Raw genomic sequence first — 22,935 nt, forward strand, 5'->3', positions numbered from 1 at the left:
AATCCGGGACGGTGCGGGGGACGCCGTCAAGGAAAAGAACCCCTGTCGCACGGCGTCCCGCGGAGCTGCCGGCCGTGCACACCGACGACGCGCCTGGGCCGAACTCCTGCGCCTGCCCGCCCTGTTCAGTGTGCCGGGCGACGCCCTCGCCGGCACGGCTGCGACCGGCGCACAGCCCAACGCCCGAACCTTGCTCGCCATTGCTTCCTCCCTCTGCCTGTACGAGGCCGGTATGGCCCTCAACGACTGGGCGGACCGCGACGTCGACGCCGTCGAACGCCCTCACCGCCCCCTGCCCTCCGGCCGTATCCGCCCCGCCGCAGCGCTCACCGCGGCCTGTGCCCTCACCGGAGCCGGACTGGCCCTGGCAGCCCGAGCCGGCCGCCCGGCCCTGGCCGTCGCCGCACCCCTGGCGGCGACCGTCTGGGCGTACGACCTCGGTCTGAAGCACACACCCGCCGGACCCGTGGCCATGGGCGCGGCCCGCGGACTGGACCTGCTCCTGGGCGCGGCGGCCACCACCGGCCGCACCCGCCAGGCACTGCCGTCGGCAGCCCTCCTCGGCACCCACACCCTGGCCGTCACGACGGTCTCCCGACAGGAGGCCCAGGGCGGCTCACCCCTGGCCCCCCTGGCGGCCCTCGCGACGACCGCCCTGCTGACCCGTGTGGTGACGCACCGCCCGCCGGACCACCGAGGGGCAGCCGCTCATGGCCTTCTCGGGCCACGAGCGACTCCGCCCCCAGGAACTGCGCCCGGCCGGAAACCCACGGCACACCTCACCACCGCCCTGGCGGCCGCTTACGCCGCGGCAACCGCCCGCCCCTACTTCCACGCCACGCTCAACCCCTCACCTCCGCTCACCCAACGAGCCGTCGGTGCCGGCATCCGCGCCACGATCCCCCTCCAGGCCACCCTGACCGCCCGCTCCAAGGGCACGGCCACGGCCCTCCTCATCGCGGCCCTGGCCCCGCTGGGAGCGCGGTTCGCGAAGAAGGTGAGTGTGACGTGAATCCAGGGACCTCTCCCCTCGACGCCCGCCGGCCCCTCCGCTTCGGCTACGGCACCAACGGCCTCGCCGATCTCCGGCTGGACGACGCGCTCCGCCTGCTCGCCGACCTCGGCTACGACGGAGTCGGGCTGACCCTCGACCACATGCACCTCGACCCGCTCGCCCCGGACCTCGCCGCCCGCACCCGCCGGATCGGGCACCGGCTGGACGCGCTCGGGCTGGGTGTCACCGTGGAGACGGGCGCCCGCTATGTGCTCGACCCGCGCCGCAAACACGGTCCCTCCCTGCTGGACCCGGACCCCGGCGACCGGGCTCGTCGTGCCGACCTCCTGCTGCGGGCCGTGCGGGTCGCGGCCGACCTCGGTGCCCACGCGGTCCACTGCTTCAGCGGGATCGTCCCGGAGGGCACCGACCCCGACAGCGCGTGGAAGCGCCTCGCCGAGACCCTCACGCCCGTCCTGGACGCCGCCGCGTCCGCCGGCGTTCCGCTCGCCGTCGAGCCCGAGCCGGGGCACCTCCTCGCCACCCTGGACGACTTCCATCACCTCCGCCGCATCCTCGGCGACCCCGAACCCCTCGGCCTCACCCTCGACATCGGCCACTGCCAGTGCCTCGAACCCCTCTCTCCCGCCGACTGCGTGCGCGCCGCCGCACCCTGGCTGCGGCACGTCCAGATCGAGGACATGCGGCGCGGCGTCCACGAGCACCTCCCCTTCGGAGACGGGGAGATCGACTTCCCGCCGGTCCTGGCGGCCCTCGTCGCCACCGGCTACCAGGGCCTGACCGTCGTCGAACTGCCCCGCCACTCCCACGCCGGCCCGCACTACGCCGGACAGTCCCTCCCGTTCCTCCGCCACGCCGAGCAGACCGCGGCCACCGCCTCGCCGCACCCCGCTCCGGCCCTCCAGCAGGCCGCGCCACCCCACGGCGCTCCCTCCACCGCCCCTGAAGGGAGCAGCACCCCATGACCCGTCCCCGCACCACACCAGCGGCAAGAAGCGACGGCTCCCAGGACGCCCAGGCCCACAGCACCCACACCGCCCACCCCACCCCCGACACCGCCCTCACCTCCTCCCTGGACGACCTCCGCCGCCACCTCACCACCCACCTCGACCCCGCGGCCCGCGACTGGCTAGAACACGCCCTCGACGAGGCCGCCGCCCACCCCGGCATCCACGGGCCCATCTCCGCGTGGGAACTGCGCCTCGCCGAGGCCGGCCGCCGCTGCGGTGCCGCCTACGCCGACGCCGCACGCGTCCTCATCCTCGACGCGGCCCGGGCCGGCACCGACGCCCTGACCCGGGTGTACTTCCAGGGCACCGCCGACGAGCGCCGCGCCGTCCTGCACGCCCTGCCCCACCTCGTGTCCGGCCCCGGCGCCCTCCCGCTCGTCGAGGACGCCCTGCGCACCAACGACACCCGGCTTCTCACCGCCGCCGTCGGCCCGTACGCCGCCCGGCACCTGGCCCCGCACGACTGGCGCCACGCCGTGCTGAAGTGCCTGTTCACCGGTGTCCCCGTCGACCACGTGGCGGACCTGCCCCGGCGCGCCCGGGGCGACGATGAGCTCGCACGCATGCTGGGCGACTACGCAGCCGAACGCACCGCCGCCGGCCGCACCGTCCCCGAGGACCTGTACCGCGTCCTGGACCTGACCGAGTCCCTGCCCCCCGCCCCCGGCACGGACCACCCCCACGGCAAGGAGTCCTGATGCGCATCTTCGACCCCCACATCCACATGACGTCCCGCACCACGGACGACTACGAGGCCATGCACGCCGCCGGTGTCCGCGCCGTCGTCGAGCCCTCCTTCTGGCTCGGCCAGCCCCGCACCTCGCCCGCCTCCTTCCTCGACTACTTCGACTCCCTCCTCGGCTGGGAGCCCTTCCGCGCCGCCCAGTACGGCATCGCCCACCACTGCACGCTGGCGCTCAATCCCAAGGAGGCCAACGACCCGCGCTGTGTGCCCGTCCTCGACGCACTGCCCCGGTATCTCGTCAAGGACAACGTCGTGGCCGTCGGCGAGATCGGCTACGACTCCATGACCCCCGCCGAGGACACCGCCCTCGCCGCCCAGCTCCAGCTCGCCGCCGACCACGGGCTGCCCGCCCTCGTGCACACCCCGCACCGCGACAAGCTCGCCGGACTGCGCCGCACCTTCGACGTCGTCCGGGAGTCCGCACTGCCCCCGGAACGCGTCCTGGTCGACCACCTCAACGAGACCACCGTCAAGGAGGCCAAGGACAGCGGCTGCTGGCTGGGCTTCTCCGTCTATCCGGACACCAAGATGGACGAGGAGCGGATGATCGCCATCCTGCGCGCCCACGGCACCGAGCAGGTCCTGGTCAACTCCGCCGCCGACTGGGGAAAGAGCGACCCCCTCAAGACCCGCAAGGTCGGCGACCTGATGCTGGCCGAGGGCTTCAGCGAGGACGACGTCGACCAGGTGCTGTGGCGCAACCCCGTCGCCTTCTACGGGCTCAGCGGCCGCCTGAACCTCGACGTCACCGGCACGGAGGCCACCCACGAGGGCAACTCCATCCTGCGCGGCGTCCCGAAGGACCCGCACGAGCCGGACCGCGGCCCGGCAGACGGCGGGGAGCAGGCCCGCGTCCCCGCCGCGGGGGCGTGAACCATGCGCTTCCGCCACCCCGACGGCTCCACCGTCCACCTCGCCTACTGCACCAACGTCCACCCCGCCGAAACTCTCGACGGCGTCCTCGCGCAGCTGCGCGACCACTGCGAACCCGTCCGCCGCCGCCTGGGCCGCGACCGGCTCGGCATCGGGCTGTGGCTCGCCAGGCACGCCGCCCACGCCCTCGACACCGACCCGTCCGCCCTGCGCGGCCTGCGCACCGAGCTCGACCGGCGCGGCCTCGAGGTCGTCACCCTCAACGGCTTCCCGTACGAGGGCTTCGGCGCCGAAGAGGTCAAGTACCGCGTGTACAAGCCGGACTGGGCCGACCAGGAACGCCTCGACCACACCACCGCCCTGGCCCGTGTCCTCGCCGGGCTCCTCCCCGACGACGTCGGCGACGGCACCATCTCCACCCTGCCCCTCGCCTGGCGCACCGCGTACGACGACGAACGCGCACAGACCGCCCGCACCGCCCTGCGCACCCTCGCCGAACGCCTCGACGCCATCGAGGAACTGACCGGCCGCTCCATCCGCGTCGGGCTGGAACCGGAACCCGGCTGCGTCGTCGAGACCACCCGCGACGCCATCGCCCCGCTCACCGCGATCGCCCACGACCGCATCGGCATCTGCGTCGACACCTGCCACCTCGCCACCTCCTTCGAAGACCCGCACACAGCCCTGGACGCCCTCGCCGAGGCCCGCGTCCCCGTCGTCAAATCCCAGCTCTCCGCCGCCCTGCACGCCGAGCACCCCCATCTGCCCGAGGTCCGCGAGGCCCTCGCAGCCTTCGCGGAACCCCGCTTCCTGCACCAGACCCGCACGGCCACCGCCGCCGGTCTGCGCGCCACCGACGACCTCGACGAGGCCGTCGCGGGCCACGCCCTGCCCGACGGCGCACCCTGGCGCGCCCACTTCCACGTCCCGCTGCACGCGGCCCCCGCCGCGCCCCTCACCTCCACACTCCCGGTCCTGAAGACCGCACTCACCCGGCTCGTCGGCGGCCCGGCCCCGCTCACCCGCCACCTGGAGGTCGAGACCTACACCTGGCAGGCCCTCCCGCCCGAGCTGCGCCCCCGCGGCCGCAGCCAGCTCGCCGAGGGCATCGCCGCCGAACTCACCCTCGCCCGCGACCTGCTGACGGACCTCGGACTGAAGGAGCTGCCATGAGCACCCACCCGTCCGCCCCGGGCGCCCACCCGGCCCGTACAGGCCCCACCCCGCTCCTCGTCCTCGACGTCGTCGGCCTCACCCCCCGCCTCCTCGACCACATGCCCCACCTCAAGGCGCTCGGCCAATCCGGCTCCCGCGCCCCGCTGGGCACCGTCCTGCCCGCCGTCACCTGCGCCGCCCAGTCCACGTTCCTCACCGGCACCATGCCCGCGGAGCACGGCATCGTCGGCAACGGCTGGTACTTCCGCGAACTCGGCGACGTCCTGCTGTGGCGCCAGCACAACGGCCTCGTGGCCGGGGACAAACTCTGGGACGCCGCCCGCCGCGCCCACCCCGGCTACACCGTCGCGAACATCTGCTGGTGGTACGCCATGGGAGCCGACACCGACATCACCGTCACCCCCCGTCCGGTCTACTACGCCGACGGCCGCAAGGAACCCGACTGCTACACCAGGCCGGCCGCGCTGCACGACGAACTCACCGAAGAACTCGGCACGTTCCCCCTCTTCCACTTCTGGGGCCCCGGAGCGGACCTCGTGTCCAGCCGGTGGATCATCGACGCGACCCGCCACATCATCCGCACCCGCCACCCCGACCTGACCCTCTGCTACCTCCCTCACCTCGACTACGACCTCCAGCGCTTCGGCCCCGAGGACCCGCGCTCCCTGAAGGCGGCCGCCGACCTGGACGCCGCCATGGCACCGCTCCTGGACGACGCCCGCGCCGAGGGCCGCACGGTCGTCGCGCTGTCCGAGTACGGCATCACCCGGGTGAACCGGCCCGTCGACATCAACCGCGCCCTGCGCCGCGCCGGCCTGCTGGAGGTGCACACCCAGGACGGCATGGAATACCTCGACCCGATGGCGTCCCGTGCCTTCGCGGTCGCCGACCACCAGATCGCCCACGTCTACGTGCGCCGCCCCGAGGACCTCGACGCCACCCGGGCCGCCCTCGACGACCTGCCCGGCATCGAGCAACTCCTCGACGACGAGGGCAAGAAGGCCCACCAGCTCGACCATCCGCGCGCCGGCGAACTCGTCGCCGTGGCGGAACCCGACGCCTGGTTCACGTACTACTACTGGCTCGACGACGCCCGCGCACCCGACTTCGCGCAGCTCGTCGAGATCCACCGCAAACCCGGCTACGACCCGGTCGAGCTCTTCATGGATCCCCTCGACCCGTACGTCAAGGTCAAGGCGGCCACCGCGCTGGCGCGCAAGAAACTCGGCATGCGCTACCGCATGGCGGTCGTGCCCCTGGACCCCTCACCTATTCGCGGCAGCCACGGCCGCCTTCCGGCGAGCGACGACGACGGTCCGCTCCTCATCTGCTCCACCCCCCGCGCTGTCGGCGACCGCGTCGCGGCCACCGATGTGAAGTCACTGCTGCTCCGACTCGCCGGTCTCGACTGAGGCCCTAACGCTCAGTCCCGACTGGTCACAAGTGAAGCACTCACCACTGACAACGCCCCGCGATCACGAGGAGTTCCACGCATGAGCCGCTTCTCCCAGCCCGACCCCGAGCTCACCCACCGCCTCAGCAGACGAGGCATGCTCGGCGTGGCCGCAGGCGCCACCGCCGCTGCCCTGCTCGGTGCCGCCGCCCCCGCGACAGCCGCCACCGGCAACACGTCGGGGGCCACCGGCACGGCCTCCGGCGCCAAGGGCCGCGGCCGCCCCGTCCTGCCGCCCGGCCGCCTCGGCATCCAGCTCTACAGCCTCCGCGACAAGGTCTCCACCCTCGGCTTCGGCCCCGTCTTCGCCGAACTGGAGAAGTACGGCTACGACGAGGTCGAGTTCGCCGGCTACACCCAGGGCTCAGCCGGTCCCATCACCCTCGCCCAGCTCAAGCGACTGGCCCGGAACCACGGCCTGAACCCGATCGGCAGCCACGTCGGCTACTACTCCGACGACCCGAACGCCTACACCTTCGCCCAGAACCTCACCAAGGTCCTCGACGACGCCCAGGCCCTCGGCCTCAAGCACATCGGCACGGCCGCCGGCCCGTTCCGCTACGGCTCGACCGTCGACGCCTGGAAGCGCGCCGCCGAGGACTTCAACACCTACGGCGCTGCGGCGAAGGCCAGGGGCATGAAGTTCTACCAGCACAACCACTCCGAGGAGTTCAGCTTCGCCACCGACAACCCGAAGGTCCGCCTCTACGACGTCCTGCTCAAGGAGACCGACCCCGACCTCGTGTACCTGGAGATGGACATCTACTGGGCGTACGTCGGCCAGTTCCGCTTCTCCAAGCGCCCCGACGGCACGCCCGCGCCCTTTGAGCCGCTGAAGTACGTCCTGCGACAGCCCGACCGCTACCCGCTGTTCCACGTGAAGGACGGCGAGAGCGACCCGTCGAACCCGTACGGCTACCGCATGACCGACGTCGGCGACGGCGACATCGACTACCAGCGGTTCATCTCCGCCGTGACCCGGCTGCGGGGCCACCGCATGGCCCACCACTGGCAGGCCGAGCACGACAACCCGGCCGAGTCCTTCACGTTCGCGCGCCGCTCCAGCGCGCACCTGCACTCGCTGCGGGAGAAGTGCTGAGGACCGTACCGGCGTGAGGAGGCCCCTCCCTGACGGGGAGGGGCCTCCTCACGTGGGGGGACGGTCAGCACACCGGCTGTGCCTGGGCACGTCCCGGCTGTCGCAGGAGCAGCGCGACCGCTGCCGCGAGCATCGACACGCCCCCGGCGAGCGCGTACGCGCCGTCGTAACCCCAGGCCGCGACCACCATGGAGCCCAGCCCGCCGCCGAACAGGCCGCTGATCAGCTTGCCGCTGTAGACCAGCCCGTAGTTGGTGGCGTTGTAGTTCTCCCCGAAGTAGTCCGGCGTGAGCGCCGCGAACAGCGGATAGAACGCGCCGCCGCCGAAGCCGGAGAGGAACGCGAAGAACAGGAACAGCCACTCGCTCTTCAGGTCGCCCGCCCAGATGACGCCGAACTGGGCGAGCCCCAGGACGACGATGACGACCACCAGGGTGGACTTGCGGCCCCACCGGTCGGACAGCCAGCCCACCACGCCGCGGCCGACGCCGTTGACGACCGCCATCAGGCCCATGGACGACGCCGCCACCAGCGGGCCGAAGCCCACCTCCTTGGCGAAGTCGACATGGAACGAGATCCCGAAGATGGACACGCCGGCGGTCATCACCACGGAGAGCCACATCAGAGGCAGCATGCCCGTCCTGATGGCCTCCTTCGGGGTGTACTGGCGTACCGCCGGAGGGTTCTTGGCGAGGCTCTCGGCGTTCTTCCGGTCGCCGGGGCGGGTCAGCGGATCGATGTCGGCCGGCCACCAGTTCTTCGGCGGGTCCTTGAAGAAGAACGCGCAGGCCAGCACCACGATCATGACGTAGCAGCCGATGAGGTCCAGGACGCGGTGGTAGTTCGCCGTGTCGAAGCCGTAGTTGAAGATGAAGATGAACGGCAGCGACCCGTACGCGAACCCGCCGTTGACGAAGCCCGTGCGGGCGCCACGCCGCTCCGGGAACCACTTGCCGACCATGTTGATGCAGGTGGCGTAGACGAGCCCGGCGCCGATCCCGCCGACCACGCCGAAACCGAGGATCGCCAGCAGCACGTTGCTCAGGTGCGACAGGGCGAGGAACCCCAGCAGGCACATGCCCGACCCGAGGTACATGGCCGTGCGCGCCGTCAGACGGCCCTTCTCCCGCAGCCAGCCCGCGGGGAAGGCGATGCCGGCCTGGAAGAACACCCAGACGCTGAGGATCCAGAAGGTGTTGCTCTGCGTCCAGCCGTGCGCGTGGGACAGGGTGTCCTCCGCGGAGCCGTACGCGTACTCGAAAACGCTGATGGCCATCATGGCGATCCACGGCAGATACACCATGAGCTTGCGCGAGTGGCCCAGGATGTCCCGGTCGGTCTCGCCGACGCGGTAGACGCGGCCGTGGGAGTCGGTGACCTCGCGGTAGGGACGGTGTGCGGCCTCGGAGGTTGTGGACGAACTGTCTGCTGCGTACGGATCCGCCGTCATGTCAGGCCGTGTCCTCGCCGAGCGGTTGCGGGTTGGGATCGATGCGGCGCCTTTCCTTGTCGCGTCCCGGCGGGGTCAGGAACAGCGCCACGCAGCCGGCGAAGAGGGAGATGGAGCCGGCCAGGATGAACGCACCGGAGTGTCCCCAGGCGCCGACGACCACGGCGCCCATGCCCGCGCCCAGACCGGAGACGAGCTTGGCGCTGTAGACCATGCCGTAGTTGGACGCGTTGTTGTTCTCGCCGAAGTAGTCGGCGGTGAGAGCCGCGAACATCGGGAAGATGGCGCCGCCGCCGAAGCCGGAGATGGAGGAGAAGACGAGGAACAGCGGGAGGTTCTCGGCGTTCGCCGACCAGAGGATGCCGTACTGGGACAGGCCCAGGATGACGCACACCACGAGCAGGCACCGCTTGCGGCCGTAGAGGTCGGAGAGCCAGCCGATGACGCCGCGGCCGGTGCCGTTGACGATGGCCTTCAGGGACATGGCCGTGGCGACGATCCCGCCCGCGAATCCGGCCTCCTCGCCGATCTCCACCTGGAAGGCGATGCCGAAGATGTTCACGCCGGACGTGCAGGCCAGACAGAACCACATCAGGGCCACCCGGCCGGTCTTCCACGCCTCCTTGGGTGAGTACTGGCGCACCGCCGGCGGGTTCATGCGCAGCGAGCGGGCCGCGCGCGGGTCCTTCGGCGGGTTGAGCGGGTCGATGTCGGCGGGCCACCAGTTCTTCGGCGGGTCCTTGAAGAAGTAGCCGGAGCACGCCACGATCCCGGCCAGGAACACGCCCACCGAGACCAGCACCCAGCGGAAGTTGGTGAGGTCCATGTAGCCGTTGAAGAGGAAGACGAAGGGCACCGAGCCGTAGGCGAAACCGCCGTTGACGAAGCCGGTCTTCCCGCCCTTCCGCTCCGGGTACCACTTGCCGACCATGTTGACGCAGGTGGCGTACACCATGCCCGCGCCCATGCCGCTGAACATGCTGAAGCCGATGTAGGCGAAGACGACGTGCGGCGCGAAGGCCAGGGAGAGGTAGCCCATGAGCGTGCCCGCCGCGCCGCACATCATCGCCCAGCGGGCCGGAAGCCTTCCGCTCTCACGCAGCTTGCCCGCGGGGAAGGCCACCGCGGCCTGGAAGAAGACCCAGACGGTCATCATCCAGAAGATGTGCATGCTGTCCCACGCGTGTGCCGTGTGCAGGGTCTCCTCGGCGGACGCGAACGCGTACTCGGCTGAGGAGATGCCCATCATGCCGATCCAGGGCAGGATCACCATCCACTTGCGCTTGCGCCCCATGATGTCGATATCGGTCTCACCGAGGCGGTAGACGCGACCGTTCGCGTCGGTGACCTCCCGGTAGGGAACCGTGGTGGGCAGATCGGTCGTTGTCATGTCGTGTCGCACCCCTTGCGTCGAAAGATCTGGCCAGCGCCCCCTGTCCCATGCCTTTCGTGCGCGTGCGGGTCCCGGGGCCGGCCGACGCGCACCGTCGGCCGGCCCCCCGCTTGCTCACCTCATGTACCGCCCCCCAGCAGCCCCGCCGCCCGCGCCCAGCGGTACTTCGCGCCGAGCACGGCCACCGGCTTCTCGGTCGTGTACGGGTACGCCACGACCCCGCGCTCGAAGAGGTACTGGCAGGCCTCCTCGACCTCCACGTCCCCGGCGAGCGACGCCACGACCGGCTTCTCGATCCCCCGCTCCCGGAACTCGGCCACCACGCGTGCGGTGAGCTCCGCGAAGACCATGGGAGGAGTGACGATGGTGTGCCAGTAGCCGAGGACGAGCGCGTGGATGCGCGGATCCTCAAGACCCAGCCGGATCGTCGCCTCGTACGTCGACGGCGGCTCGCCCCCGGTGATGTCGACCGGGTTGCCCGCGGCCCCGAAGGGCGGGATGAACTTCCGGAACGCCTCGTCCAGGTCGGGCGGGATCTCCATCAGCGACAGGCCGTTGTCGGTCACCGCGTCCGAGAGCAGCACACCGCTGCCGCCGGCCCCCGTGATGATCACGACATTGTCCCCCTCGGGGGCGGGCAGCACGGGCAACGCGCGCGCGTACTCCAGCATGTCGTGCAGCCCCGGCGCCCTGATCACCCCGGCCTGCCGCAGGATGTCGTCGTACACGGCGTCGTCGCCCGCCAGGGCGCCGGTGTGCGAGCCGGCCGCCTTCGCGCCCGCCGCCGTACGCCCCGCCTTCAGCACGACCACGGGCTTCTTCGGCACGGTCGCCCGCGCGGCCTCCACGAAGGCGCGCCCGTCCTTCAAGTCCTCCAGGTGCATCGCGATGCACTCGGTGTGCGGGTCCTCCCCGAACCAGGTCAGCAGGTCGTCCTCGTCCAGGTCCGACTTGTTGCCGAGCCCGACGATCGCCGACACCCCCGTCCTGGTGGTGCGGGCGAAGCCCAGGATGGCCATCCCGATGCCGCCCGACTGCGAGGTCAGCGCCACCCCGCCCTTGACGTCGTACGGCGTGCAGAACGTGGCGCACAGATCGTGCCAGGTCGAGTAGTAGCCGTAGATATTCGGCCCCAGCAGCCGCACTCCGTGCCGCTCGGCGATCGCCACGATCTCCGCCTGGAGTTCGTGTTCACCGGTCTCCGCGAACCCGGAGGGAATCAGTACGGCGTTCGGGATGCCCTTGCGTCCCACCTCCTCCAAGGCCGAGGCCACGAACTTGGCGGGGATCGCGAAGACCGCCACATCCACCTCACCGGGAACGTCGGTGACACTCTTGTACGCCTTGCGGCCCAGAATGTCATCGGCCTTGGGATTCACCGGATGGATGTCGCCCGCGAACCCTCCGTCGACGAGGTTGCGCATCACGGAGTTGCCGATCTTGCCCTGCTCGTTGGAGGCGCCGATGACGGCGACCGCGCGCGGCTGCATCAGCCGGCGCATCGACGTGAGGATCTCGTCCCTCGAGTACTTGCGGCGCGGCGCGGGCTGCGACTCGGCGAGGATCACCCGGATGTCGGCCGCCACCGCCCCCTCCGCGGTGGCGATCACCGGGTTGAGGTCGACCTCCGCGATCTCCGGGAAGTCCGCCACGAGTTCCGACACCCTGCGGATCTGCTCGGCGACGGCCCAGCGGTCCACGCCCGCCTGGCCGCGCACCCCCCGCAGGATCTCCGCCGACCGGATCGAGTCCAGCATCGACAGCGCCTCGTCGGCGTCCACCGGCGCGAGCCGGAACGTCACGTCCTTCAGGACCTCGACGAGCACCCCGCCGAGCCCGAACGCCACCACCTTCCCGAACGTCGGGTCCGTGACCGCGCCGACGATGACCTCCTGCCCCTTGGGCAGCAGCTCCTGCACCTGCACGCCCGAGATGCGGGCCTTCGGGTCGTACGCACGGGCGTTGTCGATGATGGTGTGGAACGCGGCCCGTACGTCCGCCGCGCCCTCGACCCCGACGATCACCCCGCCGGCGTCGGTCTTGTGCAGGATGTCCGGCGAGACGATCTTCATCACGACGGGCCCGCCGAAGCGCGCCGCGTACGCCACGGCCTCGTCGACGTCGGTCGCCAGTTCCTCGCCCGGCACGGCGATCCCGTACGCGTCGGCGATCACCTTGCCCTCCGGCGCGGTCAGCGCGGTCCGCCCCTCGGCCCGCACGGAGTCGAGGAGGCCGCGCACCCGCCGGACCCGGTCTTCGGCCATCACGTCAGATCACTCCGTTCGACTTGAGCAGGCGCACTTCCTCGTCACCGAGGCCGAGTTCGCCGACGTAGACCTCTTCGTTGTGCTCGCCGAGGAGAGGTGAGCTGGTCACCTCGACGGGGGAGTCCGACAGCTTCAGCGGGCTGCCGACGGTGACGAACTCGCCCCGCTCGGGGTGCGGGACGGTGACGACCATCTCGTTGGCGGCCAGCGACCGGTCCTCGATGATCTCCCTGGTGGACAGGATCGGCCCGCACGGGATGTTGTGCGCGTTGAGCCGCTCCAGCACCTCCCACTTGGGCAGCGTCGAGGACCACTCCTCGATCAGCTGGAACATCTTGTTGAGCTTGGGCAGCCGCGCCTCGGGCGTCGACCACTCCGGGTCGTCGGCCAGCTCGGGCCGGCCGATGAGTTCGCTGATCGGCTGCCAGCCCACGGGCTGCACGATGACGTACACGTAGTCGTTCGGGCCGCCCGGCGCGCACTTGACCGCCCAGCCGGGCTGACCGCCGCCGGACGCGTTCCCGGACCTGGGAACCTCGTCGCCGAAGTCCTCGTTGGGATATTCAGCGAGCGGCCCGTGTGCCAGGCGTTGCTGGTCCCGCAGCTTCACCCGGCACAGGTTCAGTACGGCGTGCTGCATGGCCACGTTGACCCGCTGCCCGCGCCCGGTGCGCTCCCGTTGGTAGAGCGCGGCGAGTATGCCCGCCACGGCGTGCACACCCGTCCCCGAGTCCCCGATCTGGGCCCCCGTCGCCAGCGGCGGCCCGTCCTCGAAACCGGTGGTCGACATCGACCCGCCCATGGCCTGCGCGACGACCTCGTACGCCTTGAAGTTGGTGTACGGGCCCTCGCCGAACCCCTTGATGGAGGCAAAGACGATCCGTGGATTGATCTCCTGGATGCGGTCCCAGGTGAAGCCCATCCGGTCGACCGCGCCCGGTCCGAAGTTCTCGACCATGACGTCGGAGCGCCGGATCAGCTCGGTGAGGATCTCCTTGCCGCGCTCGGTCTTGGTGTTGAGGGTGATGCTCCGCTTGTTGCAGTTGAGCATCGTGAAGTAGAGGGAGTCGACGTCCGGCAGATCACGCAGCTGCTTGCGCGTGATGTCGCCGGTCGGCGCCTCCAGTTTGACGACGTCCGCGCCGAGCCAGGCGAGCAGCTGGGTCGCGGAGGGCCCGGACTGGACGTGGGTCATGTCCAGGACGCGGATGCCTTCGAGCGCCTTGGTGGACGTAGCGGTCATCGGGGGCACCTCACTTGTACATGGTCTGGTTCATGGTTCCGGGGGCGTACGCGTCGGGGTCGACCCAGACGTTGATCAGGGAGGGCTTGCCGGACTCGCGGGCGCGCCGGAGGGCGGGGCCGATGTCGGCGGGGTCGCGGACCTCCTCGCCGTAACCGCCGAGCATCTGGGCGAACTTGTCGTAGTGGACGTCGCCGAGGGTGTTGCCGACCCGCTCGCGGTCCTTGCCGTACTTGGCGGCCTGGCCGTAGCGGATCTGGTTCATGGAGGAGTTGTTGCCGACGATGCCGACGAAGGGGAGGTCGTAGCGGACGAGAGTCTCGAAGTCCCAGCCGGTGAGGGAGAACGCGCCGTCGCCGAAGAGCGCGACGACCTCCTTGTCGGGCCGCGCCTGCTTGGCCGCGAGCACGAAGGGGACGCCGACGCCGAGCGTGCCGAGGGGACCTGGGTCCATCCAGTGCCCGGGTGATTTGGGCTGCACGACCTGCCCGGAGAAGGTGACGATGTCGCCGCCGTCGCCGATGTAGATGGAGTCCTCGGTGAGGAAGTCGTTGATCTCGCTGACCAGCCGGTACGGGTGGATGGGTGAGGCGTCCGACCGCAGGCTGGGCAGCCGCTTCTCCAGCGCGGTCTGCTCGGCCGCCCGCAGCTCGTCCAGCCACTCCTTGCGCTTCGACGCCCCGCCGTTGACGCGTCCGGAGGCGGCCTCGGTGACCGACTTCAGCACCAGTCCCGCGTCGCCCACGATGCCGAGGTCGATGTCGCGGTTCTTGCCGACCGTGCGGTAGTCGAGGTCGATCTGCACGACGGTCGCGTCCGGTGACAGCCGCTTGCCGTAGCCCATGCGGAAGTCGAAGGGCGTGCCGACGATGACGATGACGTCGGCGTTGGAGAATGCGTACCGGCGGGAGAGCTGGAAGTGGTGCGGGTCGCCGGGCGGGAGGGTGCCACGGCCGGCGCCGTTCATGTACGCCGGGATGTTCAGCGTGCGCACCAGCTCGATGGCCGATGCGGTGCCCCGGGTGGTCCACACCTGGCTGCCGAGCAGGATGGCCGGTTTCTCGGCGTGCACCAGCAGGTCGGCGAGCCGCTCGATCGCCTCCGGGTCGCCGGCCGAGCGGGTCGAGGCCCGGTAGGCGCCGGGCTGCGGTACACGGGCCTTGGACGCGGGCACCTTGGCGTCCAGCACGTCGCGCGGGATCTCCAGGAAGGAGGGGCCGGGCGCGCCGTGGAAGCACTCGCGGAACGCCATGGACACCATGTCCGCCGCCCGGGCCGTGTCCGGCACGGCCGCCGCGAACTTGGTGATCGGCGTCATCATGTCGACGTGCGGCAGGTCCTGCAGGGACCCCATCTTGTGCTGGGTGAGGGCGCCCTGACCGCCGATCAGCAGCATCGGGGATTCCGCACGGAAGGCGTTGGCGACGCCGGTGACGGCGTCGGTCGTCCCCGGACCGGCGGTGACCACGGCACAGCCGGGCTTGCCGGTGATGCGTGCGTAACCGTCGGCGGCATGGGCGGCGACCTGTTCGTGGCGTACGTCGACGACTTCGATGCCCTCGTCGACGCAGCCGTCGTAGATGTCGATGATGTGGCCGCCGCACAGTGTGTAGATGCGCTCGACCCCCTCGGCCTTCAGCGCCTTGGCTACGAGATGACCACCGGAGATCACGTCCTGGGTGTCGTCGGGCATGGCGAAGTCCTGTCCCTTCGTAGGGGGTTGGAACGGCTCGCGGTACATTGCATACAGTCGACGAATACTGTATGAAGCTTGTTATCCCGCATCCGATGGGGTGGTGTCCAGGGGGCGTGCGGCACTTTCAGTCAGGAGCCGAAAATGGACCTGTACGAACACCAGGCAAGGGAACTCTTCGAAGAACACGGCATCTTGGTGCCGCGGGCCGAGGTGACGGACTCACCCAAGGAGGCCCGTGAGATCGCACGCCGGCTCGGTGGCCGTGTGGTGGTCAAGGCTCAGGTGAAGACCGGTGGGCGAGGCAAGGCAGGCGGGGTGAAGCTCGCCGCCGACCCGGCCGCCGCCGAGCTCACCGCCCGTCAGATCATCGGTATGGACATCAAGGGGCACCGCGTCGGCAAGGTGATGCTGGCCCAGCCCGTGGACATCGATACCGAGTTCTACGTGTCCTATGTACTCGACCGCGCGGCGGGCCGCTTCCTCGCCATCGCCTCGGCCGAAGGCGGAATGGAGATCGAGGAGGTCGCCGCCACCCGTCCCGGCGCCGTGGCCCGCGTCCCAGTCGACCCCGCCGAGGGAGTCACCTCCGCGAAGGCGGGCGAGATCGCCGAGGCGGCCGGACTGCCGCCGCAGACCGTCGACGTCCTCGTACGGCTCTGGGAGGTCCTGGTCCGCGAGGACGCCCTCCTCGTCGAGGTGAATCCGCTCGTCCGCACCCGGCAGGGACAGATCCTCGCCCTCGACGGCAAGGTCACCCTCGACGACAACGCCCGCTTCCGGCAGGCGCGCTGGGGCGCGGACGACACCGAACACGACGACGCGCTGGAGGCGGCGGCCGCCGCCAAGGGCCTCAACTACGTCAAGCTCGACGGCGAGGTCGGCATCATCGGCAACGGAGCAGGACTCGTCATGTCGACCCTGGACGTGGTCGCGGGCTGCGGCGCGCGTCCCGCCAACTTCCTCGACATCGGCGGCGGAGCGAGCGCCCGGATCATGGCGGACGGATTGTCGGTCATCCTCTCCGACCCGGCCGTGAAGTCCGTCTTCGTCAACGTCTTCGGCGGGATCACCGCGTGCGACGCGGTCGCCGACGGCATCGTGCAGGCCCTGAACACCGTCCGCCTCACCAAGCCCCTCGTGGTGCGCCTCGACGGCAACAACGCGCCCCGGGGCCGCGCCATCCTCGACGAGCACGCGCATCCGCTGGTCCAGCAGGTCACCACCATGGACGGCGCCGCCCGCCGTGCCGCCGAACTCGCCGTCACAGCCTGAGGGGACGTCATGGCCATCTATCTCACCAAGGAGAGCAAGGTCCTCGTCCAGGGCATGACCGGCAGCGAGGGCATGAAGCACACCCGGCGCATGCTGGCGGCCGGCACGAACGTCGTCGGCGGCGTCAACCCGCGCAAGGCGGGCCGCACCGTCGACTTCGATGTCCCCCAGTGCCTTCAGGGCCTGGGAGGTGCCCCCATGGCCGTCCCCGTCTTCGGCACCGTCGCCGACGGGATGCGCGCGACCGGGGCGGACGTCACCGTCGTCTTCGTACCGCCCGCCTTCGCCAAGGCGGCCGTCCTCGAAGCCGCCGACGCCGGCATCGGCCTCGCGGTCGTCATCACCGAGGGCATCCCCGTCCACGACTCCGTCGCCTTCACCACCTACGCCGGCCGGAAGGGCACACGGGTCGTCGGCCCCAACTGCCCGGGCCTCATCACCCCCGGCCAGTCCAACGCGGGCATCATCCCGGCCGACATCACCAAACCGGGCCGCATCGGTCTGGTCTCCAAGTCGGGCACGCTGACGTACCAGCTCATGTACGAGCTCCGCGACATCGGCTTCTCGACATGTGTCGGCATCGGCGGCGACCCGGTCGTCGGCACCACGCACATCGACTGCCTCGCGGCCTTCCAGGACGACCCCGACACCGACCTGATCGTCCTCATCGGCGAGATCGGCGGTGACGCCGAGGAACGGGCCGCGGCGTACGTCCGCGAGCACGTCACGAAGCCGGTCGTCGGCTACATCGCCGGGTTCACCGCACCCGAGGGCAAGACCATGGGGCACGCGGGCGCCATCGTCTCCGGCTCCTCCGGCACCGCTCAGGCGAAGAAGGACGCGCTGGAGGCGGCCGGGGTGAGCGTGGGCGGCACCCCGACCGAGACCGCCGATCTCGTGCTCGCGCGTCTCGGAGAACAACGCCGGTGAGCCAGGTCCCGCCCCCGACCGTGCAGCGAGAGCGGAGCAACCCGATGGCACCCACCCTCACCCTCAAATCCGGCACGAGCTGGCCCGAAGCGTGGCAGCGCTGCCTCGCCGCCGCGCCCGAGGCCTTCCGCGACGAGCGGGTCCTCAACCTCTGGAACGCCGCCTGGCAGGCGGACGGCCGGGTCCTGCCCGCCGTCAGCCCCGTCGACGGCAGCCCGATCACCGGCCCGCCGCGCCTGGACGGGGCCACCGCCCGCCAGGCCGTGCGCGCCGCCCTCGACCAGCACCGCGCCTGGCGTCACGTCCCCCTGCCGGAGCGCCGGGCCCGCGTCGCGGCCACCCTCGACGCCCTCGCCGAACACCGCCGGCTGCTCGCCCTCCTGCTGGTCTGGGAGATCGGCAAGCCCTGGCGGCTCGCCCTGGCGGACGTCGACCGGGCCATCGACGGGGTCCGCTGGTACGTCGACGGCATCGAGGAGATGGTCTCCGGCCGGGCCCCGCTGGACGGCCCGGTGTCCAACATCGCCAGCTGGAACTACCCGATGAGCGTGCTCGTTCACGCAGTGCTGGTGCAGGCACTGGCAGGCAACGCGGTCATCGCCAAGACCCCGACCGACGGCGGTGTCGCCTGCCTGACCCTGGCCTGCGCCCTCGCCGCTCGTGAGGGGATCCCCGTGACCCTCGTCAGCGGCAGCGGAGGTGAGCTGTCCCAGGCGCTGGTGCGGGCGCCCGAGATCGGCTGCGTCTCCTTCGTCGGCGGCCGCGACACCGGCGCCGCGGTGGCCACGGCCGTCGCCGACCTCGGCAAACGACACGTACTCGAACAGGAGGGGCTCAACACCTGGGGCATCTGGAACTACTCGGACTGGGACGCGCTCACCGCGGTGATCCCGAGGCTCTTCGACTACGGAAAGCAGCGTTGCACGGCGTACCCGCGCTTCGTCGTCCAGCGGCACCTGTTCGACGCCTTCCTGGCGGCCTACCTCCCGGCGGTCCGCACGCTCGGGGTCGGACACCCGCTCGCCGTGGAGCAGCCGGACGACCCGTACCCCGAGCTGGACATCGGGCCGGTCATCAACGCGGCCAAGGCGAAGGAGCTCCAGGACCAGGTCGCCGAGGCGATCGAGCGCGGCGCGGTACCGCTGCACCGCGGCAGTCCGTCCGACGCCCGTTTCCTGCCCGGCCAGGACACCTCGGCCTACGTCCAGCCGGTCACGCTCCTCAACCCGCCCCCGTCCTCTCCGCTGCACCACGCGGAGCCGTTCGGCCCGGTCGACACGATCGTCCTGGTCGACACGGAGGCGGAGCTGCTGGCCGCGATGAACGCCTCGAACGGAGCGCTGGTGGCCACCCTGTCCACGGACGACCGGGCGACCTACGAGCGACTCGCACCGCAGATCCGCGCGTTCAAGACCGGCCACGGCCGGCCCCGGTCCCGCGGCGACCGTGACGAGCTGTTCGGCGGGCTCGGCGCGTCCTGGCACGGCGCGTTCGTCGGCGGCGAGCTGCTGGTGCGCGCGGTGACACAGGGACCGGCGGGGGAGCGGCTGCCGGGCAACTTCCCGGAGTACCGGTTGCTGCCGTAAGGGCAGGCCGCCGCGACCGACGCCGGTTGTCCACCACGCGGTTCCCGCGCGGGGGTCTCCGGCGTCGGTCGCCGGCGCGTTGTAAAACCGGCGCGTCCTGGAATCCGTATCGGCACCGGTCAGCCGATGCCCTGCCGGTCCGGGCGCAGGGCGAACGCGCGGTCCGCAGGGGCCGGCCCGGACCGGTCGACCGCCTGCCGGAGCAGCTCGCGATGGCGGAGCAGCGGCTCCCGCCGTTCCGGCGGCACGAGCAGGAGCAGATCATCCAGCCCGGCCAGCATGCGCCGCGAAACCTGCGGGCTCCCGATGGCGCACCCCCGTACCTCGGTGAACCCGAGATCCACCAGCTCGGTCCACCCCGGCACGGGCTGCACCAGCCGCACCGCACCGCCCCGGTCCCGGTGCAGGGCGGCGTCGAGCGGTCGCCGGCTGAGCGCGGCCAGGAACTGGACGATACGGTCCAGGGCCTGGACGGCGGTCGTCGGATCGTTGATCGCGGGCGACAGGGCACGCAGCGCGATGTCGGACAACTGGCGCAGTCCGAAGCCGAGATCCTGGTGGTAAGTCCGCTCCACACCCACCGAGATCGTGTAGCGCAGGGCCCGGCGCGCCGGGGCCGGCCCGCCGTGCACCGCCAGCACAGGGGTGCCAGGGACCACGAAGTCGCCGATCCGCGGGATCAGCCGCAGCACGACCCCGTGTTTGCGCGCCACCCGCACCAGCCGCGCGATGTGCACGTCCCGCAGCACCCCCGCCCGGCCCTCGTGCGGGACCCACGCCGTCGCGGAACCGAGGCGGGCGGCGTCCGGTCCGCCCGTCGGCACGGGCATCGAAGCGGCCACCCGGAACGACTCCGTGGCGATCCGCGCGATCACATGGCTGATCCGCATCAGCCGCAGGGTGGTGTTCACGTACAGCACGAAGAGCAACAGGCTCAGCGCGACCATGCAGAGGGTGAGGACCGACTGCACGAGCGGCACCGTGGTGACGGCGCGCGGGTCGTCGACACTGTCGAAGGAGGTCAGAACCAGCAGGGTCAGCACGAAGGTCGCCAGGAAGACCGCGAACGTCGCCTTGGTGATCCGGCTCCGGACGAAGAGTCGCACCACGCGCGGCGTGAACTGCCCGCTCGCCATCTGCACGGCCACCAGCGAGATGCTGAAGACCACGCCGATGAAGGTCATCATCGCCGACCCGACCGCGCTCACCACGGCCTTGGCGTCGTCCGCGAACCGCAGCAGCTCGTCGAGCGTGTCGTAGTCGCGCTCGTCCTGGAGCGCTTCGACGATGGCCGTGTCCAGTGCCTGGGCCCCCGCCCAGACCACGAAGACGCTCACCATCGCCGCGGTGGGGGCGAACCAGAACGTGTCCCGCAGATGCTCCCTGAGCGGCGACAGCGCACGGGGGCGACGCCCCGTGGTAGAGCTCTGCGTAACCATCCAGTCACTCATGGTGTGACCCTAGGTGCATCGGGGCGCGAGGTCCCGGACCCCCGCCCTGAGGAAGGAAACGCAGGTGAAAGGCACTGCGAAACCTTGGTATGGTTGTCCATGTCGCCGCGGGGCAGAGCCCTGGCAAGGCGGCAGACACCTGGTCCGGGTGGCGGAATGGCAGACGCGCTAGCTTGAGGTGCTAGTGCCCTTTATCGGGCGTGGGGGTTCAAGTCCCCCCTCGGACACTTGCTTCGGTGCACGACGTCGTGCACGACTTCGGTACACGAGAGGTGCCGGCCAGTTCTGGTCGGCACCTTTTCTGTGTTCCAGGGGTGCCGCGACTCTCCGCGGGCGCTGCGTGGCGCGGCCCCTCAGACCCGGTAGCCCCGCAGTTTGCGGTACAGCGTCGCCCGGCCGATCCCCAGTGCGGCCGCCGTGCGGGCCTTGTTGCCGCCGTGGCGGCGCAGCGCCTCGAGGATCGCGGCGCGCTCGGCGTGTTCCATCGGGCTGAGGGGCCGCGCGGCCGGGCCTTCCCGCACGGCGTCCGGCAGCTCCGCCCGGCGGACCGGCCCCGACATCCGGCGGTCCTCCGCGAGGGCCCGGACGACATGGGCCAGCTCGGTGACGTTCCCGGGCCACGGGTACCGTTCGAGCGCGCGCAGGGCGTCCAGTGTCCAGGTCAGCGGCGGTTGCCCGGGTGCCGGCCGTGGTGCCAGGGCCGGCAGCAGCTCTCGTATGTCCTCGGTGCGTTCCCGCAGCGGGGGCAGGGTCACCGAGCGGGCGGACAGTTTGTCCAGCAGGCGCTGGAGGCAGGGGCCGGCCGGCGCGCCGGGCGTGTAGGTGACCAGCAGCCGGGTGTCCGGGTGGGTGTCGAGCAGGGAGTTGAGCGCGGCCACGCCGGGCTGTGCGAGGCGCTCGGCGTGCCGGAGCAGCAGCGGGCGACCGGCCGGCCAGGTGGCCAGGGCCCTGTCGAGCCCGGCGTCCAGCGCCGCGTCGGCGATCTCGACGGCAGCCCGTGCCTCCGTGCCGAGCAGGTCCAGAGCCAGCGCGGACTTGCCGGTTCCGCGCTCACCGGTCAGCAGCAACGGCTCCGGCGAGCGGGCCAGTTCGACGGCACGCCCGGCGGCGTGCCGCCACGGGACCGACGAGCCGGTGAGCGAGCAGGGCGGGCGCGGCACAGCCGGCACCGGCACCGGCATCGAGGGCGCGGGACCGGCGAGGGGCTCCAGGACGGCGACGATCCCGATGACCACGCCGTCCAGCCGTACGCGGTCGATCCACGCGACGCATCCGGCGCCCTCCGGCAGCTCGGCCGGCTCCGCCCGTTCTGGCAGGTCGCGCACTTCGGCCGGCTCGGCCGGGCCCGTGTCCCCGGACCGTCCGACCTCACCCACGGCATCCGCGTGCCGTGCGCTCAGCGCCGTACGCTCCAGCGCCCCGAGCACCTCGGGCGTCAGCAACTGCTGTGCGGAGTCGCTGATCAGGCGGTTACGACCGTCAAGCGCGGCCACGGCACGGTCCGGTCCGCCCGCCGCCCGCACATAGGCGTCCAGCAGCACCCGCTCAGCCCGCCCCGCCCGCGCACGCAGTTCCGTCTCCACTGCCGAGGCGGCGGCCTCGGCGAGTGCCGCCTGTGGATGGGGCGAGCGCGCGACACCCGGCCCCGGCATGAGCGACGCGACGGTCAGCGTGCCGACGACCCGGCCGCCCTCCGGGCCGAGCACCGGGACGCTCACCGCGGACACGTCCTGCCACCGGTCGAGGAAGTGCTCGGGTCCGTGCACCTCCGCCCGGCGCCGGGTGCGCAGGGCGAGAGCCGCGCTGTTGTTGCCGACCTCCTGCTCCGACAGGACGGGGCACGGGTCGAGCCCGGGTACCCTCCCCGCGCTCCACAGCACGCGCAGCCGCTCGTCGGTCAGGACGAGGAGGGACCGGTCCGTGTCCAGGGCCGGGACGATCCGGTCGAGCACCGGCCGGGCGGCACCGAGCAGTGCTGACTCCACCGGCCGGGAGGGAGCGACGGCCGGTTCCTTCAAGTCGTGCGGCACACCGAAGAACCGGGCCCGCCGCCACGCGGCGACGACCTCCTCCGGAACGCCGCCGGGCAGCGGGCACCCCGACAGGAACCGCTCGCGGGCGAGACGCAGCGAGGGCCGGGCGGTGGCTGCGGGAGAAGGCTCGGTCGTGGTCACGGCATGCAACACCGTAGCGGGTTCGGTTGAACGGGCAACAACTGCCGTCCCGTGAGCCCCCGCCCTCACGGACCCTCACCCACCCCGACCCACCGGGTGTCT

General features: G+C 71.4%; 17 protein-coding genes and 1 tRNA gene. 11 read left to right on the top strand and 7 right to left on the bottom strand.

Features of this window, described 5'->3' with window-relative positions:
* Window position 1 precedes the first annotated feature (1 nt).
* From ACH4G3_RS04370 to ACH4G3_RS04400, 7 genes are all read left to right on the top strand, one after another.
* The gene (locus tag ACH4G3_RS04370) at window positions 2–1,012 is read left to right on the top strand and encodes an SCO3242 family prenyltransferase (protein ID WP_397623379.1); all 1,011 of its coding nucleotides are present in this window, start codon (window positions 2–4) and stop codon (window positions 1,010–1,012) included.
* Window positions 1,009–1,980, top strand: a complete 972-nt coding sequence (locus ACH4G3_RS04375) for a sugar phosphate isomerase/epimerase family protein (protein ID WP_397623016.1) — start codon at window positions 1,009–1,011, stop codon at window positions 1,978–1,980. Before ACH4G3_RS04370 ends, ACH4G3_RS04375 begins: the two co-directional genes overlap by 4 nt.
* A complete protein-coding gene (locus ACH4G3_RS04380; RefSeq protein WP_397623017.1) occupies window positions 1,977–2,723 on the top strand; it encodes an EboA domain-containing protein in 747 nt (248 codons plus the stop codon). Before ACH4G3_RS04375 ends, ACH4G3_RS04380 begins: the two co-directional genes overlap by 4 nt.
* The gene (locus ACH4G3_RS04385; protein ID WP_397623018.1) at window positions 2,723–3,643 is read left to right on the top strand and encodes a TatD family hydrolase; all 921 of its coding nucleotides are present in this window, start codon (window positions 2,723–2,725) and stop codon (window positions 3,641–3,643) included. Before ACH4G3_RS04380 ends, ACH4G3_RS04385 begins: the two co-directional genes overlap by 1 nt.
* Window positions 3,644–3,646: 3 nt before the next feature.
* Window positions 3,647–4,816: a metabolite traffic protein EboE gene (gene eboE, locus ACH4G3_RS04390; RefSeq protein WP_397623019.1), complete on the top strand. Its 1,170-nt coding sequence runs from the start codon at window positions 3,647–3,649 to the stop codon at window positions 4,814–4,816.
* A complete protein-coding gene (locus tag ACH4G3_RS04395) occupies window positions 4,813–6,231 on the top strand; it encodes an alkaline phosphatase family protein (protein WP_397623020.1) in 1,419 nt (472 codons plus the stop codon). Before eboE ends, ACH4G3_RS04395 begins: the two co-directional genes overlap by 4 nt.
* A gap of 81 nt (window positions 6,232–6,312) precedes the next feature.
* Window positions 6,313–7,371, top strand: a complete 1,059-nt coding sequence (locus ACH4G3_RS04400; RefSeq protein WP_397623021.1) for a sugar phosphate isomerase/epimerase family protein — start codon at window positions 6,313–6,315, stop codon at window positions 7,369–7,371.
* Between the two features lie 64 nt (window positions 7,372–7,435).
* Here ACH4G3_RS04400 and ACH4G3_RS04405 read toward each other — a convergent pair whose 3' ends face one another.
* The 5 genes from ACH4G3_RS04405 to ACH4G3_RS04425 form a co-directional block, all read right to left on the bottom strand.
* Window positions 7,436–8,821, bottom strand: coding sequence for an OFA family MFS transporter (locus ACH4G3_RS04405; protein ID WP_397623022.1), 1,386 nt, complete (start codon window positions 8,819–8,821; stop codon window positions 7,436–7,438).
* A gap of 1 nt (window position 8,822) precedes the next feature.
* On the bottom strand, window positions 8,823–10,211 hold the full coding sequence (locus ACH4G3_RS04410) for an OFA family MFS transporter (protein ID WP_397623023.1): 1,389 nt from the start codon (window positions 10,209–10,211) through the stop codon (window positions 8,823–8,825).
* A 122-nt stretch (window positions 10,212–10,333) separates the two neighbouring features.
* On the bottom strand, window positions 10,334–12,478 hold the full coding sequence (locus ACH4G3_RS04415; protein WP_397623380.1) for an acetate--CoA ligase family protein: 2,145 nt from the start codon (window positions 12,476–12,478) through the stop codon (window positions 10,334–10,336).
* Between the two features lie 4 nt (window positions 12,479–12,482).
* A complete protein-coding gene (gene frc, locus ACH4G3_RS04420) occupies window positions 12,483–13,724 on the bottom strand; it encodes a formyl-CoA transferase (protein WP_397623024.1) in 1,242 nt (413 codons plus the stop codon).
* Window positions 13,725–13,734: 10 nt separating this feature from the next.
* Window positions 13,735–15,417: a thiamine pyrophosphate-binding protein gene (locus ACH4G3_RS04425; protein ID WP_397623025.1), complete on the bottom strand. Its 1,683-nt coding sequence runs from the start codon at window positions 15,415–15,417 to the stop codon at window positions 13,735–13,737.
* A gap of 144 nt (window positions 15,418–15,561) precedes the next feature.
* Here ACH4G3_RS04425 and sucC point away from each other — a divergent pair, with 144 nt between their 5' ends.
* The 3 genes from sucC to ACH4G3_RS04440 are packed head-to-tail and all read left to right on the top strand — an operon-like array spanning window position 15,562 to window position 19,208.
* Window positions 15,562–16,692: an ADP-forming succinate--CoA ligase subunit beta gene (gene sucC, locus ACH4G3_RS04430; protein ID WP_397623026.1), complete on the top strand. Its 1,131-nt coding sequence runs from the start codon at window positions 15,562–15,564 to the stop codon at window positions 16,690–16,692.
* A gap of 9 nt (window positions 16,693–16,701) precedes the next feature.
* The gene (sucD, locus tag ACH4G3_RS04435) at window positions 16,702–17,622 is read left to right on the top strand and encodes a succinate--CoA ligase subunit alpha (protein WP_397623027.1); all 921 of its coding nucleotides are present in this window, start codon (window positions 16,702–16,704) and stop codon (window positions 17,620–17,622) included.
* 44 nt (window positions 17,623–17,666) lie between these two features.
* Window positions 17,667–19,208 carry an aldehyde dehydrogenase family protein gene (locus ACH4G3_RS04440; protein WP_397623028.1) on the top strand — a complete coding sequence of 514 codons (1,542 nt, stop codon included), beginning with the start codon at window positions 17,667–17,669 and terminating at the stop codon, window positions 19,206–19,208.
* A 119-nt stretch (window positions 19,209–19,327) separates the two neighbouring features.
* Here the strand turns inward: ACH4G3_RS04440 and ACH4G3_RS04445 are convergent, their stop codons facing one another.
* Window positions 19,328–20,659 carry a DUF2254 domain-containing protein gene (locus ACH4G3_RS04445; RefSeq protein ID WP_397623029.1) on the bottom strand — a complete coding sequence of 444 codons (1,332 nt, stop codon included), beginning with the start codon at window positions 20,657–20,659 and terminating at the stop codon, window positions 19,328–19,330.
* Window positions 20,660–20,801: 142 nt separating this feature from the next.
* On the opposite strand from ACH4G3_RS04445, the gene ACH4G3_RS04450 reads away from it, so the two are divergent.
* Window positions 20,802–20,886, top strand: a tRNA-Leu gene (locus ACH4G3_RS04450).
* Between the two features lie 126 nt (window positions 20,887–21,012).
* Here ACH4G3_RS04450 and ACH4G3_RS04455 read toward each other — a convergent pair.
* Window positions 21,013–22,833, bottom strand: coding sequence for a sigma-54-dependent Fis family transcriptional regulator (locus ACH4G3_RS04455; RefSeq protein ID WP_397623030.1), 1,821 nt, complete (start codon window positions 22,831–22,833; stop codon window positions 21,013–21,015).
* Window positions 22,834–22,935 lie beyond the last annotated feature (102 nt).

The organism is Streptomyces afghaniensis (assembly GCF_044327915.1).
In the GTDB taxonomy this organism is placed as follows: domain Bacteria; phylum Actinomycetota; class Actinomycetes; order Streptomycetales; family Streptomycetaceae; genus Streptomyces; species Streptomyces afghaniensis.

Excerpts from the sequence above, each read along its gene's own strand:
- ACH4G3_RS04395 (WP_397623020.1), top strand. The coding sequence starts at position 4,813 with ATGAGCACCCACCCGTCCGCCCCGGGCGCCCACCCGGCCCGTACAGGC.
- ACH4G3_RS04415 (WP_397623380.1), bottom strand. The coding sequence starts at position 12,478 with ATGGCCGAAGACCGGGTCCGGCGGGTGCGCGGCCTCCTCGACTCCGTG.
- sucD (WP_397623027.1), top strand. The coding sequence starts at position 16,702 with ATGGCCATCTATCTCACCAAGGAGAGCAAGGTCCTCGTCCAGGGCATG.
- ACH4G3_RS04445 (WP_397623029.1), bottom strand. The coding sequence starts at position 20,659 with ATGAGTGACTGGATGGTTACGCAGAGCTCTACCACGGGGCGTCGCCCC.
- ACH4G3_RS04380 (WP_397623017.1), top strand. The coding sequence starts at position 1,977 with ATGACCCGTCCCCGCACCACACCAGCGGCAAGAAGCGACGGCTCCCAG.
- ACH4G3_RS04425 (WP_397623025.1), bottom strand. The coding sequence starts at position 15,417 with ATGCCCGACGACACCCAGGACGTGATCTCCGGTGGTCATCTCGTAGCC.
- sucC (WP_397623026.1), top strand. The coding sequence starts at position 15,562 with ATGGACCTGTACGAACACCAGGCAAGGGAACTCTTCGAAGAACACGGC.
- ACH4G3_RS04440 (WP_397623028.1), top strand. The coding sequence starts at position 17,667 with ATGGCACCCACCCTCACCCTCAAATCCGGCACGAGCTGGCCCGAAGCG.
- eboE (WP_397623019.1), top strand. The coding sequence starts at position 3,647 with ATGCGCTTCCGCCACCCCGACGGCTCCACCGTCCACCTCGCCTACTGC.
- ACH4G3_RS04405 (WP_397623022.1), bottom strand. The coding sequence starts at position 8,821 with ATGACGGCGGATCCGTACGCAGCAGACAGTTCGTCCACAACCTCCGAG.
- ACH4G3_RS04385 (WP_397623018.1), top strand. The coding sequence starts at position 2,723 with ATGCGCATCTTCGACCCCCACATCCACATGACGTCCCGCACCACGGAC.
- ACH4G3_RS04410 (WP_397623023.1), bottom strand. The coding sequence starts at position 10,211 with ATGACAACGACCGATCTGCCCACCACGGTTCCCTACCGGGAGGTCACC.
- frc (WP_397623024.1), bottom strand. The coding sequence starts at position 13,724 with ATGACCGCTACGTCCACCAAGGCGCTCGAAGGCATCCGCGTCCTGGAC.
- ACH4G3_RS04400 (WP_397623021.1), top strand. The coding sequence starts at position 6,313 with ATGAGCCGCTTCTCCCAGCCCGACCCCGAGCTCACCCACCGCCTCAGC.